The organism is Streptomyces sp. NPDC048352 (genome assembly GCF_040651895.1).
Lineage (GTDB): Bacteria > Actinomycetota > Actinomycetes > Streptomycetales > Streptomycetaceae > Streptomyces.
On sequence record NZ_JBEZKZ010000071.1, the window covers coordinates 22,517 to 37,626 of the forward strand.

Below are 15,110 nucleotides of genomic sequence, written 5' to 3' on the forward strand. Positions count from 1 at the left end.
GCTTTTGCCGGGGACCGCGGGGGCGGTACGGTCAACGGTCACGAGTGTGTGCCGAGGAGTGGGGGGAAGGGCGTCGATGGCGATTGCCAAGGCCGAGCGGCTGATGAACCTGGCGCTGTGTCTGCTGGGGACGCGCCGTCCCCTCAGCAAGCGTGAGCTGCGCGGTTCCATCGAGGCCTACCTCGAAGCCGGGAACGACGAGTCCTTCAACCGGATGTTCGAGCGGGACAAGGACGATCTGCGCGAACTCGGTCTGGTGATCGAGACGGTGGAGAACCTGGAGGGCGAGACGGGCTACCTGGCCCGCCGGGACAGCAACCGGCTGCCCCCCGTCTCCCTCGACGCGGAGGAGGCCGCCGCCCTCGGCCTCGCGGCCAAGGTGTGGCAGCAGGCCCGCCTGGCGGGTGCGGCGAGCGGCGCCCTGCAGAAGCTGCGCGCGGGCGGGATGCCGGAGGCCGGCGACCCGTACGCGGGCCAGCACTCCGCCATCGAGCCGCGGATCCCGGTCCACGAGGCCGCCTTCGAGCCGCTGATGCTGGCCTGCCGCGACCGGCGCCCGGTGGTCTTCGAGTACCGCAGGTCCAACGCCGCGCGGCCCGAGCCGCGCCAGGTGGAGCCGTGGGCCCTCGAGTGCTGGCGCGGCCACTGGTACCTGGCCGGCTACGACCGCGACCGCGGGGCGGAGCGGGTGTTCCGCCTCTCCCGGATCACCGGCAAGGTCCGCTCCCGCGCCGGGAAGTACACGGCCGAGGTGCCCGACGTGGTGACCGTACGGGAGACCGTGGCGGCCTGGGCCGGCGAGGGCGCCCAGCGCTCGGCGCTGATCCGGCTGCGCGCCGGCGCGGGGTACCCGCTGCGCGCCAAGGCGACCGCCGTGCGCGAGGACGGCGACGGCTGGGACGAGCTGGAGATCCCCTACGGGCACGGGCTGGACGCCTGGCTCGTGGAGTTCGGCCCGGACGTCGTGGTGGTGGGGCCCGCCGACCTGCGGGCCGATGTGGTGGACCGGCTGCGCGCCGTCGCCCAGGGCTGAACCCGAACAACAACAGCAACGCCCTGAGGGGGAGACGTAGCAGCATGGCCGCCAACGCCATCGACCAGACCCGCCGGATGCTGTCCCTGGTGACCTACCTGCGCGAGCGCCCCGGCGCGCACGTCGCGGACGTCGCCCGCGCCTTCGGGATCACCGAGGACGAGCTGATCTCGGACCTCGACGTGCTGCCCATGTGCGGGACCAGCTTCCGCGGCGGGGACCTGCTCGACATCGACACCGACGGGGAGCGCATCTGGTGGCGCAATCCCGACGCCTCGGGGGAGTCCACCGCCGAGCCGCTGCGCCTCGCCGCCGACGAGGCCACCGCGCTGCTGGTCGCCGCCCGCGCGGTGGCGACCCTGCCCGGGCTGCGCGAGAGCGACCGCAACGCGCTGCTGCGCGCCACCGCCAAGCTGGAGGCCGCCGCCGGCGAGGCCGCCGGAGCCAGCTCCCGGCTGTCGGTGACCTTCGAGTCCGAGGGCGGCGTCTTCGCCGACGTCGACCGGGCCATCGCCGAGCGGCGCCGGCTGTGGCTGCGCTACTACTCGCCGGCCCGCGACGAGCTGACCGAGCGCACCGTCGACCCGATCCGGCTCTTCGCGGTCGGGCACACCTACATGGAGGGGTGGTGCCACCTCTCGGAGGCCCGGCGCACCTTCCGGCTCGACCGGGTCGCCGAGATCCGGCTGCTCGACGAGCGGGCGGAGCCGCCCGCGATCGAGCCCCGCGACCTGTCCGAGGGCCTGGTGCAGCCGGCCGCCGAGGACCCGGAGGTGGTGGTCGAGGTGGGCCCCGGCGGGCGCTGGGTCGCCGAGTACTACCCGCACGACAGCGCCGAGGAGCTGCCCGACGGGGGACTGAGGATCACGCTGCGCAGCCCCGACCCGGCGTCCCTGCGTCGGCTCGCGCTGCGCCTGGGCCGCGACGGGCGGATCGTGTCGCCGCCGGAGCTGGCGGACAGCGCCCGGAAGGCGGCTCGAGAGGCACTCGCGGGGTACGGGGAACAGGTCTAGAGGGGGAGCGGGGAGCGATGTCGCGATCAGCAGGTGTGGTGCCGGTCACCTTCAAGGCCGCCTGTCCCGAGTGCCGGGCGCGTTTCGAGCTCGCGGCGGACGCGCTGCGCCTGGCGATCGGCGGCAGCCGGCGCACCACCTTCTACTCCTTCACCTGTCCCGAGTGTGCGAGGCCGGTCCGCAAACCCGCCGGTGAACGCATCGTGGAACTGCTCACGGGCGGGGGAGTGAGCACCCTGCGCAGCGTGTGAGGCCGGCGCGCTAGGCTCCTTCCATGCTGTGGCCGATGCTCGCGATCGCCCTGGGGTTCCTCGGGCTCGCCGTCCTGTCCGTCCTGGCCGTGCGGGTCTTCCTGGAGGTGCGCCGGCTGTCCGGGCAGGTCGCGCTGGCCAGCCGCCGGATCACCGAGGCGTCGGGCGACCTGGAACGGGCCGCGGCCGACCTCGCCCGGACCGGGCGGGCAGCGGCCCCGTGACCGCCGCGCGCGGCCGCGTGCTCGTCCGCGCGGGGGCGTCCCGTCCCCGTCCGCGTATGGAAACCGCGGAGCCGGACCCGTACCGTCGGTGGGGCGGGCCATTGCACGGACCCCCGGGGATTGCCGCCCGTTTACCCGTGGGGGTTACGATCCATGTCAGAGCGGCACCGGATCTTTGTCCGGTATCGCCAGGCCACCACAACCAGCCGCTTCGGTGAGAAGGAAGACACACATGATCGGCAATCTGAAGCCCCTTGAGATCCTTCTGATCATCGCTGTCATCGTGCTGCTGTTCGGCGCCAAGAAGCTCCCCGAGATGGCCCGCTCGCTCGGCAAGTCGGCCCGCATCCTCAAGAGCGAGGCCAAGGCCATGAAGAAGGACGGCGAGGCGGACGACGCCGCCACCGCCGCTCCGGCCGCCGACCCGGCGGCGCAGCAGCCCGTGGCCCCGCGCACCATCCAGGCCGCGCCCGGCGACGTCACCAGCGCCCGGCCCGTCAGCGAGCCGAACCGCACCGCCCAGGGCTGACGCGCGGCGGTCGCCCGTCACGACAGTCATCTGTAACGAGACAAGGGACGTGGGTTGCTCAAGTCTGCCCGCAAGCAGGGGAAACGAGACCGGCAGGCGAAGGACGCCGAAGGGCGGATGCCGCTGGTCGAGCACCTGCGTGAGCTGAGGAACCGGCTGCTGAAGTCGGTTCTGGCGATCATCGTGGTCACCGCGGTCGCGGCCTACTACTACCGGCCGATCATCGACTTCCTGCTGGAGCCGATGCTGTCCTCCGTGGGCTGCACGGGCGGGGCGACGCACCAGCGCAACGGCGCCCCCTGCGCCGAGATGACCACCAACGGCCTGACCGCGCCCTTCTCCATCGCGCTGAAGGTCGGCCTGTCCGCGGGCATCGTGCTCTCCGCCCCGGTCTGGCTCTACCAGCTGTGGGCGTTCGCCGCCCCCGGCCTGCACAAGAACGAGAAGAAGTACGCACTGAGCTTCGTCGCGGTCGGCGCACCGCTGTTCGTCGCCGGCGCCGTCCTCGCGTACAAGATCCTCCCGCAGACCGCGGAGATCCTCCTCGGCTTCACCCCCGACCACGTCAAGAACCTGCTGCCGGTCGACGACTACCTCGACCTGGTCACGCGCATGGTCGTGGTCTTCGGCCTCGCCTTCGAGCTGCCCCTGATGCTGGTGCTGCTGAACTTCACCGGCGTCCTCACCGCCAAGCGGCTGGCGAGCTGGTGGCGCGCCATGGTCCTCGGCATCACGGTCTTCGCGGCGTTCGCGACGCCCACCGGCGACCCGGTGACCATGCTGACGCTGGCCTCCCCGATCGTCGCCCTGTACTTCGTCGCCCTCGGCGTCTGCCTGCTGAACGACCGGCGTCGCAAGCGCAACGACCCGGACGCCGGACTCGACGACGACGAGGCCTCCGAGCTGGACCTGACCCCGGCCCCGATCGGCCCGGCGGAAGCGGCCCCCGCGCCCTCCCCCGTGCCCGGGCAGGACGACGGCGGACGCCGCCAGATCAACGGTTACGACGACGCCACCTGACCGGTAGATTCCGGGGGTGAGTGCTGAGATCACCCTCTTCGTCAACCCCACCGCGGGACGCGGCCGGGCCGCGCACGCCGCGCAGCCGGCCGCTTCCGCGCTCCGGGCCGCCGGCTTCCGGGTCCGGACCGTCGTCGGCACCGACTCCGCCGACGCGCTGGCCCGGCTGCGCACCGCCGTCCGCGAGGGCACCGGAGCGGTGGTCGCGGTGGGCGGCGACGGGGTGGTCTCCCTGGCCCTCCAGGCCCTGGCCGGGACGCTGGTCCCGCTCGGGGTGGTCGCGGCCGGCACCGGCAACGACTTCGCCCGCTCGCTCGGGCTGCCCGTACGCGAACCCGCCCGGGCGGGCCGGCTGGCAGCCGAGGCCCTCAAGGAGGGCCGGATCCGGGAGATCGACCTCGGCCGGGCGGCCGGCACCTGGTACGGGACCGTGCTGTGCTCCGGCTTCGACTCCCGCGTCAACGACCGGGGCAACCGGATGCGGCTGCCGCTGGGCCGCTTCAAGTACGACCTGGCCATCGCCCTGGAGCTGGCCGCGTTCCGCCCCTTCCCGTACCGGATCACCCTCGACGACGGTCCGGTCGTCGAGACGGAGGCGAGCCTGGTGGCCGTCGGCAACCTGTCCTCGTACGGCGGCGGGATGCGCATCTGCGCCGGCGCCGTGCCCGACGACGGGCTCTTCGACGTGACCGTGGTCGGCGACTGCGGGCGCGCCACCCTGCTGAAGGTGTTCCCGCAGGTCTACCGGGGGACCCACCTGACCCACCCCGCGGTCACCGTCCACCGCGCCGCCAAGGTCACCCTCGAAGCACCGGACCTGGGCGCCTACGCCGACGGCGAGCCGCTGGGTCCGCTCCCCGTGACGGCCGAGTGCGTCCCCGGGGCGGTCCGCCTCCTCACGTAAATGACCGGGACTGTTGTCAGGGGCGACGGGTAGGCTCGACAGCAAGATGACCGAAGAACTCTCACCCGCGGAGCGGTACGCCGCTGCCCGGATCCGCGCCGCCGAAGAGGCCTCCGCCCTGGCCCCCTTCCGCGAGATGTACGCATTCGACCTGGACCCGTACCAGGTCGAGGCCTGTAAGGCACTGGAGGCCGAAAAGGGCGTCCTGGTGGCCGCCCCGACCGGCTCGGGCAAGACCATCGTGGGCGAGTTCGCCGTCCACCTCGCCCTCCGCCAGGGCCGCAAGTGCTTCTACACCACGCCCATCAAGGCCCTGTCGAACCAGAAGTACGCCGACCTCGTCAAGCGCTACGGCGCCGCCAAGGTGGGCCTGCTGACCGGCGACAACAGCGTCAACGGCGACGCCCCCGTGGTCGTGATGACCACCGAGGTCCTGCGCAACATGCTCTACGCGGGCTCCCAGGCGCTCAGCGGCCTCGGCTACGTCGTGATGGACGAGGTGCACTACCTCTCCGACCGGTTCCGCGGCGCCGTGTGGGAGGAAGTGATCATCCACCTCCCCGAGTCGGTGACGCTCGTCTCGCTCTCCGCGACCGTCTCCAACGCCGAGGAGTTCGGCGACTGGCTCGACACCGTGCGCGGCGACACCGAGGTCATCGTCTCCGAGGAGCGGCCCGTACCGCTGTGGCAGCACGTGATGGCCGGCCGCCGGATCTACGACCTCTTCGAGGAGGAGTCCGACCACGGAGGCCGCGGCTCCGGGCGCCGCGAGGTCAACCCCGACCTGCTGCGCATGGCCCGCGAGGAGAACAGCCGCACCTACAGCCCCAAGGACCGGCGGCGCGGCAAGATGGTCCGCGAGGCCGACCGCGAGCGCGAGCGCCGCTCCCGCAGCCGGATCTGGACGCCGGGCCGCCCCGAGGTGATCGCCCGCCTGGACAACGACCACCTGCTGCCCGCCATCAACTTCATCTTCAGCCGGGCCGGCTGCGAGGCCGCCGTCCAGCAGTGCCTGTACGCGGGCCTGCGGCTCAACGACGACACCGCGCGCCTGAGGGTCCGTGAGATCGTCGAGGAGCGGACCGCCTCCATCCCCGCCGAGGACCTGCACGTCCTGGGCTACTACGAGTGGCTCGAAGGCCTGGAGCGGGGCATCGCCGCGCACCACGCGGGCATGCTGCCCACCTTCAAGGAGGTCGTGGAGGAGCTGTTCGTACGCGGCCTCGTCAAGGCCGTCTTCGCCACCGAGACCCTCGCGCTCGGCATCAACATGCCCGCGCGCACGGTCATCCTGGAGAAGCTGGTCAAGTGGAACGGCGAGCAGCACGCCGACATCACCCCCGGCGAGTACACGCAGCTCACCGGCCGGGCCGGGCGTCGCGGCATCGACGTCGAGGGCCACGCGGTGGTGCTGTGGCAGCGCGGCATGGACCCGGTGCAGCTCGCCGGGCTCGCGGGCACCCGCACCTACCCGCTGCGCTCCAGCTTCAAGCCCTCGTACAACATGGCCGTGAACCTGGTCAGCCAGTTCGGGCGGCACCGCTCGCGCGAGCTGCTGGAGACCTCCTTCGCGCAGTTCCAGGCCGACCGCTCGGTCGTCGGGATCTCCCGGCAGGTCCAGCGCAACGAGGAGGGCCTGGAGGGCTACCGCGAGGGCATGACCTGCCACCTCGGCGACTTCGAGGAGTACGCGCGGCTGCGCCGCGACCTCAAGGACCGCGAGACCGACCTGGCCAAGCAGGGCGCGGCGCAGCGCCGGGCGCAGGCGGCCGGTTCGCTGGAGAAGCTCAAGCCGGGCGACGTCATCCACGTGCCGACGGGCAAGTTCGCCGGGCTCGCGCTGGTCCTGGACCCGGGCGTGCCGGGCGGACGGGTCAACGGGCACCGGGGGTACGAGTACCAGGAGGGCCCGCGCCCGCTGGTGCTCACCGCCGAGCGGCAGGTCAAGCGGCTCGCCGCGATCGACTTCCCCGTCCCGGTCGAGGCCATCGACCGGATGCGGATCCCCAAGACCTTCAACGCGCGCTCCCCGCAGTCCCGCAGGGACCTGGCGACGGCGCTGCGCAACAAGGCCGGCCACATCCACCCGCAGCGGCACCGGCCGGGCCGGGCCGCCGCGGCCGACGACCGCGAGATCGCGCGGCTGCGCGCGGAGCTGCGGGCGCACCCCTGCCACGGCTGCGACGAGCGGGAGGACCACGCGCGCTGGGCGGAGCGCTACCACCGGCTCAAGCGGGACACGCAGCAGCTGGAGCGGCGCATCGAGGGCCGGACGAACACCATCGCCCGCACCTTCGACCGGATCCACGCCCTGCTGACCGAGCTGGACTACCTGCGCGAGGACGAGGTCACCGTGCACGGCAAGCGTCTGGCGCGGCTTTACGGCGAGCTGGACCTGCTGGCCTCGGAATGTCTGCGCGAGGGCGTCTGGGAGGGGCTGAACCCGGCCGAACTGGCCGCCTGCGTCTCGGCGTTGGTGTTCGAGGCGCGGCAGTCCGACGACGCGGCGCCGCCCAAGGTGCCGGGTGGCGCGGCGAAGGCGGCGCTGGGCGAGATGGTCCGCATCTGGGGCCGGCTCGACGCGCTGGAGGAGGAGCACCGCATCAACCAGGCGGAGGGCGTGGGCCAGCGCGAGCCGGACCTCGGCTTCGCGTGGGCGGCCTACCAGTGGGCCTCCGACAAGAGCCTGGACGAGGTGCTGCGCGAGGCGGAGATGCCGGCCGGTGACTTCGTACGCTGGTGCAAGCAGGTCATCGACGTGCTGGGGCAGATCGCGCAGGCGGCCCCCGCCTCCACGGCCCCCGCGTCCTCGGCGGGCGGCAGCACGGTGGCGCGCAACGCCCGCAAGGCCGTTGACGCACTGCTGCGGGGTGTAGTGGCCTACAGCTCGGTCGGCTAGGCGCATTTGGGGCTTCCTCCAAAGCCCCTCCTGGCCGGATCTCATCTCTTGCCATGATCGTTTCCGTGTGTCCTGTGCGACGATCGGAGTATGAGCGGGGGAACGGGAGAAGGTCCGAGACGGGTCGGTCGGCCGCGCGCCGATCGGCTGAGGCCGGACAGCGGCCGGCCGCCGCGCGAGGAACTCCTCTGCGCGGCGGCCGAACTGTTCACGGTCCGCGGGTACGCGGCCACCACCACGCGGGCGGTGGCCGAACGGGCCGGAATGCGGCAGGCCACGATGTACCACTACTTCGGCGGCAAGGAGGAACTCCTCGCCGAACTGCTGGAGTCCACCGTCGAGCCCTCGCTGGCGCTCTCCCGCCGGCTGCTGGCCGACACCGGCCGGCCCGCCGCCCGCCGGCTGTGGGAACTGTGCCGCTCGGACGTGCTGCTGCTGTGCGGGGGTCCGTACAACCTGGGCGCCCTCTACCTGCTGCCCGAGCTGCGCGCGCAGCGGTTCGCGCAGTTCCGCCGGATGCGCGACCAACTGCGCGACGGCTACCGGGCGTTGCTGGCCGCCACGCCCGTCGGCGCCCAGCTCGCCGGGGACCAGGCCGGGCTGGACCTGCGCAACGACCTGGTCTTCGGCCTGATCGAGGGCGTCATGCTGGTCCGCCGCTCCGATCCGGGCCGCCCGGTCGCGGCCTTCGCGCAGGCCGCGGCCGACGCCGCCCTGAGGATCGCGGGGCTCACACCGCCGGGCCCGCTTCCCAGCCCGCGCGGTCCTGCCAGGCCTGGAGGGTGAGGCCGGTCTCCAGGCGGTGGGCCAGGCCGGTGACCGGGTCGGTGAAGGCCAGGGTCCGGGCCAGCAGCTGGAGCGGGCGCCGGTAGTCCGACGGGTCGGCCGCCCCGGCCACCACCGGGTAGACGGGGTCCCCCAGGATGGGCAGCCCCAGGCTGTTCATGTGCACCCGCAGCTGGTGGGTGCGTCCGGTGTGCGGGGTGAGCCGGTAGCGGCCCAGGCCGTCGCGGGCCTCGGCGAGCTCGACCAGGCTCTCCGCGTTGGGCTCGGCGCCGGGGACCTCGACGGCGGCCATCACCCCCCGGGTCTTCTCGATGTGGCTGCGGACCAGCCGGGGCAGCTCGAGCGCCGGGTCGTGCGCCGCGATGGCCTCGTACTCCTTGTGGACCCGCCGCTGCTGGAACAGCAGCTGGTAGGCGCCGCGGTCCTCGGGCCGGATGCTGAACATCACCAGCCCGGCCGTCATCCGGTCCAGGCGGTGCGCCGGGCTCAGGGCCGGCAGGTCCAGCTCCCGGCGCAGCCGCGCCAGGGCGGTCTCGGTGACGTGGCTGCCGCGCGGGGTGGTCGCCAGGAAGTGCGGCTTGTCCACCACCAGCAGGTGCCGGTCGCGGTGGACCACGCGGATCGGGAAGGGTACCGGCGGCTCGGGCGGCATGTCCCGGTGGAACCAGAGCCAGCCGCCCGGCTCGTACGGGTCCTCGTGGCGCAGCACCCGTCCGGCCGGGCCGAGGACCCGCCCGGCCGCGAGCAGCCGGGCCATGGACTCCGCGCCGCGGGTGCCGGCGTACCGCTCGGTCAGGTAGTCGCCCAGCCGCGGCCACCGGCCCCCGGGGTCGGGGGGCAGGCGCATCCGGACCGGGTCGATGCCGGCCTGCTGGGGGAGGGGCGCGGGCGGGATGTGCGATCTGCGGGTCATCGGGACCAGGGTAGGCGGCTACCGCCGGGTGAAGGTGCCGAGGTGGTTGTGGTCCAGGTACTCGACGCGGACCGTGCCGTCGGAGAAGAACACGCCGGTGCGGCCGACGGCGTTCTCGCCGGTGGTCTCGAAGCTGAACGTGTCGCCGTCGTAGTGCGTCAGCGGGAAGCGCAGGGGCCGCGGCCCGAGGGAGAGGACCAGCCCCTTGCCGGCGGGGTCCGCGGTGACGGTCAGCCGGCCGTAGTACGGGTTCTCGTAGGTGCCGGTGTAGACGCCGTCGGCGCGGGCGGGCTTCGCGCCGGCCGGGGGGTGGTCGTAGTCGGTGTCGGACCGGACCGCGTCGTCCAGCTGCTCGTACGTGGCGGCGAGGAGCGGCAGCCAGTCGGCGGTCGGCTTGCCGTGCTCGGCGATGTCGAAGAAGTCCAGGGCGATGGAGTCGGCGAGGCCCACGGGGGAACCGTTGGTCAGGACGACGATGCCGAGGCGCTCCAGCGGGAGCATCGTGGCGTTGGTGTTGGCGCCGAGCTCGAAGCCCCCGGAGTGGCTCAGGCGCAGCCGGCCGGCGTCGTCGTAGCTGACGTTCCAGCCGAGCCCGTAGAACTGCGGGACGCCGCGGGGGGTCTGGGCCTGGGAGACGACCTCGGGGATGCGGGTGCGGGTGAGGGTGTCGGCGGGGATGACGCGCTTGCCGTCGAGGGTGCCGGTGTTCAGCTGGAGCCGCAGCCAGCGGGCCATGTCGCGGGCGGTGGAACTGGTCCCGCCCGCCGGGGTCTGGGCGTCGGCGTCGCGGACGTAGCGGGGGCTCCAGGTGCCGTCGGGGTTCTTCGCGTGGCCGGAGGCCCGGTCGGGGGCCTCGGCGTAGGCGGAGAACTCGGTGCTGGTGTGCGTCATGCCGGCGGGCTTGAAGAGGGTGTCCTCGCTGAGCTTCTGCCAGCTCACGCCGTGGTCGCGGGCGACGGCCTCGGCGGCGGCGGTGAACCCGAAGTTGGTGTACGCGTAGCTCGAACGGAAGGGGGTCAGCGGCTCCTCGCGGAGGTGGCCGAGGATGTACGCCTGGTCGTAGCCGAGGTCCTCCAGGAGGTCACCGGCGTGGTCGGGGAGGCCGCTGCGGTGCGACAGCAGGTCGGCGGGGGTGACGTGCGAGGTGACCCAGGGGTCCTTGAGGGCGAAGCCGGGGAGGGTGCCGGCGAGGGGCTTGTCCCAGGCGTCGGGGGAGGCCAGGGCCCCTGCGATCACGGTGGAGGTGACCGGCTTGGAGACGGAGGCCAGCTGGAAGACGGTGTCCGGGCCGACCTTGGCGCTCTCGCCGGTGCGGCGGAGGCCGAAGCCCTTGAGGTAGACCACCTCGTCGTCGTGGACGACGGCCACGGAGAGGCCGGGTACCCCGGTGCGGCGCATGCCGTCGGCGATGACGGCGTCGAGGCGGGCCACGGCGGAGGCGACGGCGGCGTCGGTGAGACGTGGCCGCGGGGGCGGGGGAGGGGCGGGCCCGGCGGCCGCGGCCCCGGTGGAGGCCAGCAGCATCGCGGCCCCGACGAGTCCGGCGGCGCGGAGCGTACGCATGGGGTCATTGTCCGCCCTGCGGCTGCGGCGCGCCGCTCGGGCGCTGCCGGACCTGCCCGGCCGGGCGTGGGCCGCCGTGCCGGACTCCGTCCGGTGGGCCTGGGGCCGGGGCCGGTACGTGGCCTCCCGGAGTGCACCGCTGCGCGCGGGGGGCTCCGCCCCCAGACTTCCGGACCGCGCGGCGATCGGGCGCGATGGGCGGGCCCGCACCGGGGTCTTTTCAGCCCGTCGGCGTGTGAGGCGCGCGGCGCCCTTACAGGGTCCGGGGCGGAGCCCCGGGGAACGGCGGAAGGGCGGGTAGGGGACGGCCCCGCGCAGCGGCGCCCCACCCGCAGGCGACCCACGGGCACCGGCCCCTCCCCAGGTGCGACGGCCGGGGTTCGGCGCGGCGGGCCCGGAGCCCGGGGCGCACCCGGGCGCTGACCGGTGCGAGGCCCGCGTCGCGAACAGCTCGGCTAGGCGGCGGCCCGGGCCGCCAGGTCCTGTTCGGCTTCGACCGTGGCGTTCCAGTCGCGCTTGATCGCGCGCCAGCCCTCGTCCGTCTCGCCCAGGCGCCAGTACCCGGAGATCGACAGCCGCTCGCGGGCGATGCCCCGGTCCAGGCGGAGGTGGCGGCGCAGCTCCTTCACGAAGCCCGCCTCGCCGTGGACGAAGGCGTGGACGTCCGTCGAGGGGAACTCCAGCGCCTTGACCGCTTCCACCAGCGCTTCGCCCACCGGGCGGTCGCCGCGGTGCAGCCAGACCGGGGAGACGCCGTCCGGGGTCGTGACGGGCTGCTCGTCCGCCGGGCCCGAGACCTCGATGAAGGCGTGCACCCGCGCGCCCCGCGGCATCCGCTCCATCGACGCGGCGATGCCCGGCAGCGCGCTCTCGTCGCCCGCCAGCAGGTGCCAGCCCGCGACCGGGTCGGGGGCGTAGCTGCCGCCCGGGCCCAGGAAGTGGACCGGCTCGCCGGGCTGGACGCGGGCCGCCCAGGGGCCGGCCAGGCCCTCGTCGCCGTGGACGACGAAGTCCAGGGTCAGCTCCAGGCGCGCCGGGTCCCACGCTCTGACGGTGTACGCGCGCTGGCGCGGCCAGGCCTCGCGGCGGTGCGTCGCGCGGATCACGTCCAGGTCCCAGGGCTCGGCGTACCGCACGCCCTCGGGTGCGAAGAGGAGCTTGACGTAGTGGTCCGTGTACTCGCCCGCGCCGAAGCCGGCCAGCCCGTCGCCGCCCAGTACGAGGCGGACCATGTGCGGCGTCAGTCGTTCGGTGCGTACGACGACTGCGGTGCCGACGGTACGGGCGCGTCCTTCTGCCACGGTGTCTCCCCTCACGAAGCTTAGGATTACCTAAGTTAGCATCTCATGGGCGCATCGCGCTGCTCAGGCGTGACGCCGCTCCTCCCAGTCCCCACCGATGGGCGAGTGCCTCCACCATCTCGGGCCGGGCGGGTGCCTTCGGAAGGGCCGCTTCGAAGGCGGGGAGCGGCACGTCGGCCGCCACCCGGACGACCTTCGGGGCGACCGCCAGGTAGGGGCGGGACTCGTCCAGGCGCTTGCGCTGGGTGGGCGTCAGCTTCGACTTCGGGTCGTCGGCCGCCGCGAGGATCCCGGCCAGGTCGCCGTACGCGTCCAGCAGCTTGGCCGCCGTCTTCTCGCCGATGCCCGGCACGCCCGGCAGGCCGTCGCTCGGGTCGCCGCGCAGCAGCGCGAGGTCCGCGTAGCCGGGGCCGTCCACCCCGTACTTCTCGCGCAGCCAGGCCTCGTCGGTCACCTGGAGGGAGCCCACGCCCTTGAGGGGGTACAGGACGCGGCGCCGGCGGGCGTCGTCCACCAGCTGGTAGAGGTCCCGGTCGCCGGTGACGATGTCCACCGGGCCGGTGGCGCGGGCGGTGAGGGTGCCGATCACGTCGTCCGCCTCGTATCCGGCGACCCCGACCCGGGCGATGCCGAACGCGTCCAGCGCCGCCTCGATGATCGGCACCTGCGGCAGGAGGGTGTCCGGCGTCTCCTCCACGTCCGGACCGGACTCCGTTTCCCGCGCGACCCGGTGCGCCTTGTAGGACGGGATCAGCTCCACCCGCCAGTGCGGCCGCCAGTCGGCGTCCATGCAGGCCACCAGGTCGTCCGGGCGGTGGTCCTGGACCAGCCGGCCGATGAAGTCGAGCAGCCCGCGCACGGCGTTGACCGGGGTGCCGTCGGGGGCCTTCACGGAGTCCGGCACGCCGAAGTAGGCGCGGTAGTAGAGGGAGGCGGTGTCCAGGAGCATCAGGCGTCGTGTCGTCACGCAGACGATGATGCCGCACCGCCGCCGAGGGGGTGAGGGTCACCCGGAGTGGGCGGACAGTCACTCAAACAGTTGCCCCGGCGCGCGCGTTCGCGATCGCTCGCGGAGGGTTTGATCACCGGCAGGGCGCAGAGCCCGGCCGGCCGCGCCCGCCCCCGCCCCGTTCCCCCGTCACGTGAGGGTTCCGCATGCCCCGTCGCGGAGTCGCCCGCGCCCTCGTCGCGAGCGCCGTGCTGTCCCTGCTCCCCGCCGGCCCCGCCCGGGCCCACGACGGCTCCGCCGGTCCGGCCGCCGCCACCGCCCGGCAGAGCCCGGCCGAGCTGCGCGAGCGGGTGCGCCGGGAGGTCTCGCCGGCGGAGGCGCGCCTCCTCGGCCCCGAGCACGCCGAGGCGCACGCCCGTACCCGGCTCGCGATGCGCGACGAAGCGGGCCGGCCCGACAGCGTCAGGGCCGCCCGGCTCGACTCCCTGAGGGAGTCTCAGGCCAGGACGAACGCGGGCTTCCGGCCCGCCCTGTACGGCGCGTTCACGGAGTACTTCGGCTCGCCGGACTTCGGTGCGCACACCGCCCTGCTGCCCACCGGCAAGGTGCTGTACTCCTCCGCGCCCACCGGCGCCGCACGCGCCTTCCTGTGGGACCCGGCGAAGGGCACGGCGGCCGGGGCCTTCACCAGGGTCGCCCCGCCTCCCACCCCCCTCTCCCCCCGTACCCGCCACACCCTCCTGCCCGGCGGGGAGCTCGGCGTCTTCGACGGCGACGGGGCCACCGGGCCGTCGCTGGTGTTCGACCCGCGCACGGAGAGCTGGAGCCGCGGCCGGAACACCGCAGCCGGCCGCCGGTCGGGCGTCGCGGGCGGGTACGGGCCGCTGTGGGGGACGCGGGCCCCGGCGATGGAACGGTTCCCCACGCTCGGGCACCCCGCCGCGGCCACTGCCGCGGCCTCCGGACCCACCGGCGGACGCCGCCACGACACCACCCTCGCCCTGCCCGACGGGAGCCTGCTCACCGCGAGCGGCGCCTACGACCTCCACGACTACGCGGGCGGCCTGCTCAGCCCCGCCCCCGACCTGAAATACCGCCAGCTGGAGCTGCACGACACCAAGGGCGGCTGGCGGCTCGGGCCGGTGCAGCGGCTGCCGCGCGGCCACCACTCCAACGCCCTGCTCCTCCCGGACGGCCGCGTCATGATCACCGGCGACGAGCTCCAGCAGACCGCCCACGACCCGGACCTGCACGACGGCATGCCCGGCAGCATCGAGATCTACGAGCCCGCCCAGCTGCACCAGGGGCCCCGGCCCGTGCTCGACGAGGTGCCCTCGGAGCCGCTCGCCCCCGGTGCCCGCTTCACCGTGCGCACCCGCACCCCGGACCGGGTCCGGCGGGCCGTCCTGCTGGCCGCGGACACCGCCACGCCCGCTTCCGGCACCGGCCGGCGGCCCGTCGAGCTGCCGATCGGGCGGCGGGCGGGCGGGGTCCTCACCCTCCAGGCCCCACCACCCGGCGCCGCCCTGGCCCCGGGCCCCCACCTGCTCTTTCTCCTCGACGCGCACGGCGTGCCCGGCATCGCGCGCTGGGTCCGGCTGGCCTGACCCCGACCGCCCCCCGACCCGACCCGCTCCCGCTCCTCCGCCCCACCCTCCCAGGAGACCCGATGGACGACGCGCAGCCCCCCGCCCCCGCCCGCAGGACCGTCATCAAGGCCGGGGC

The 15,110-nt window shown here is 74.1% G+C and carries 14 protein-coding genes; 10 read left to right on the top strand and 4 right to left on the bottom strand.

The genetic code is table 11. The features are described from left to right. Window positions 1–76: 76 nt before the first annotated feature. The 9 genes from AB0D45_RS27880 (at window position 77) to AB0D45_RS27920 (ending at window position 8,659) form a co-directional block, all read left to right on the top strand. The gene (locus AB0D45_RS27880; RefSeq protein ID WP_361607208.1) at window positions 77–1,033 is read left to right on the top strand and encodes a WYL domain-containing protein; all 957 of its coding nucleotides are present in this window, start codon (window positions 77–79) and stop codon (window positions 1,031–1,033) included. A gap of 44 nt (window positions 1,034–1,077) precedes the next feature. After that, entirely contained in the window at window positions 1,078–2,046 is a 969-nt protein-coding gene (locus AB0D45_RS27885; protein WP_361607205.1) for a WYL domain-containing protein, read from the top strand. Window positions 2,047–2,063: 17 nt separating this feature from the next. Then, entirely contained in the window at window positions 2,064–2,297 is a 234-nt protein-coding gene (locus AB0D45_RS27890; protein ID WP_361607202.1) for a hypothetical protein, read from the top strand. Between the two features lie 23 nt (window positions 2,298–2,320). Further along, window positions 2,321–2,521, top strand: a complete 201-nt coding sequence (locus AB0D45_RS27895; RefSeq protein ID WP_361607199.1) for a hypothetical protein — start codon at window positions 2,321–2,323, stop codon at window positions 2,519–2,521. A gap of 232 nt (window positions 2,522–2,753) precedes the next feature. Beyond that, a complete protein-coding gene (gene tatA, locus AB0D45_RS27900) occupies window positions 2,754–3,050 on the top strand; it encodes a Sec-independent protein translocase subunit TatA (RefSeq protein WP_361607196.1) in 297 nt (98 codons plus the stop codon). Window positions 3,051–3,104: 54 nt separating this feature from the next. Then, window positions 3,105–4,070 carry a twin-arginine translocase subunit TatC gene (tatC, locus tag AB0D45_RS27905; RefSeq protein WP_362463992.1) on the top strand — a complete coding sequence of 322 codons (966 nt, stop codon included), beginning with the start codon at window positions 3,105–3,107 and terminating at the stop codon, window positions 4,068–4,070. Between the two features lie 16 nt (window positions 4,071–4,086). Then, window positions 4,087–4,974, top strand: coding sequence for a diacylglycerol kinase (locus AB0D45_RS27910; protein WP_362463995.1), 888 nt, complete (start codon window positions 4,087–4,089; stop codon window positions 4,972–4,974). Window positions 4,975–5,020: 46 nt separating this feature from the next. Further along, entirely contained in the window at window positions 5,021–7,873 is a 2,853-nt protein-coding gene (locus AB0D45_RS27915) for a DEAD/DEAH box helicase (protein WP_361607187.1), read from the top strand. Between the two features lie 90 nt (window positions 7,874–7,963). Further along, on the top strand, window positions 7,964–8,659 hold the full coding sequence (locus AB0D45_RS27920) for a helix-turn-helix domain-containing protein (protein ID WP_361607185.1): 696 nt from the start codon (window positions 7,964–7,966) through the stop codon (window positions 8,657–8,659). Here AB0D45_RS27920 and AB0D45_RS27925 read toward each other — a convergent pair. From AB0D45_RS27925 to AB0D45_RS27940, 4 genes are all read right to left on the bottom strand, one after another. Then, a complete protein-coding gene (locus AB0D45_RS27925; RefSeq protein WP_361607182.1) occupies window positions 8,604–9,572 on the bottom strand; it encodes a pseudouridine synthase in 969 nt (322 codons plus the stop codon). The genes AB0D45_RS27920 and AB0D45_RS27925 overlap by 56 nt on opposite strands. Before the next feature lie 18 nt (window positions 9,573–9,590). After that, window positions 9,591–11,135 (bottom strand): serine hydrolase, encoded by a 1,545-nt coding sequence (locus tag AB0D45_RS27930; RefSeq protein ID WP_362463999.1) that lies wholly within the window; start codon window positions 11,133–11,135, stop codon window positions 9,591–9,593. A gap of 455 nt (window positions 11,136–11,590) precedes the next feature. After that, window positions 11,591–12,436, bottom strand: a complete 846-nt coding sequence (locus AB0D45_RS27935; protein ID WP_361607176.1) for a siderophore-interacting protein — start codon at window positions 12,434–12,436, stop codon at window positions 11,591–11,593. Window positions 12,437–12,479: 43 nt separating this feature from the next. Continuing rightward, on the bottom strand, window positions 12,480–13,385 hold the full coding sequence (locus tag AB0D45_RS27940; RefSeq protein WP_362464004.1) for a 5'-3' exonuclease: 906 nt from the start codon (window positions 13,383–13,385) through the stop codon (window positions 12,480–12,482). A gap of 206 nt (window positions 13,386–13,591) precedes the next feature. On the opposite strand from AB0D45_RS27940, the gene AB0D45_RS27945 reads away from it, so the two are divergent. After that, window positions 13,592–14,992, top strand: coding sequence for a galactose oxidase-like domain-containing protein (locus AB0D45_RS27945; protein WP_362464002.1), 1,401 nt, complete (start codon window positions 13,592–13,594; stop codon window positions 14,990–14,992). The last annotated feature ends 118 nt before the right edge of the window (window positions 14,993–15,110 follow it).

Bases quoted from the DNA above. Each gene is read 5' to 3' on its own strand.
- AB0D45_RS27880 (WP_361607208.1), top strand. From the start codon at position 77: ATGGCGATTGCCAAGGCCGAGCGGCTGATGAACCTGGCGCTGTGTCTG.
- AB0D45_RS27885 (WP_361607205.1), top strand. From the start codon at position 1,078: ATGGCCGCCAACGCCATCGACCAGACCCGCCGGATGCTGTCCCTGGTG.
- AB0D45_RS27890 (WP_361607202.1), top strand. From the start codon at position 2,064: ATGTCGCGATCAGCAGGTGTGGTGCCGGTCACCTTCAAGGCCGCCTGT.
- AB0D45_RS27895 (WP_361607199.1), top strand. From the start codon at position 2,321: ATGCTGTGGCCGATGCTCGCGATCGCCCTGGGGTTCCTCGGGCTCGCC.
- tatA (WP_361607196.1), top strand. From the start codon at position 2,754: ATGATCGGCAATCTGAAGCCCCTTGAGATCCTTCTGATCATCGCTGTC.
- AB0D45_RS27915 (WP_361607187.1), top strand. From the start codon at position 5,021: ATGACCGAAGAACTCTCACCCGCGGAGCGGTACGCCGCTGCCCGGATC.
- AB0D45_RS27920 (WP_361607185.1), top strand. From the start codon at position 7,964: ATGAGCGGGGGAACGGGAGAAGGTCCGAGACGGGTCGGTCGGCCGCGC.
- AB0D45_RS27925 (WP_361607182.1), bottom strand. From the start codon at position 9,572: ATGACCCGCAGATCGCACATCCCGCCCGCGCCCCTCCCCCAGCAGGCC.
- AB0D45_RS27930 (WP_362463999.1), bottom strand. From the start codon at position 11,135: ATGCGTACGCTCCGCGCCGCCGGACTCGTCGGGGCCGCGATGCTGCTG.
- AB0D45_RS27940 (WP_362464004.1), bottom strand. From the start codon at position 13,385: ATGCTCCTGGACACCGCCTCCCTCTACTACCGCGCCTACTTCGGCGTG.
- AB0D45_RS27945 (WP_362464002.1), top strand. From the start codon at position 13,592: ATGCCCCGTCGCGGAGTCGCCCGCGCCCTCGTCGCGAGCGCCGTGCTG.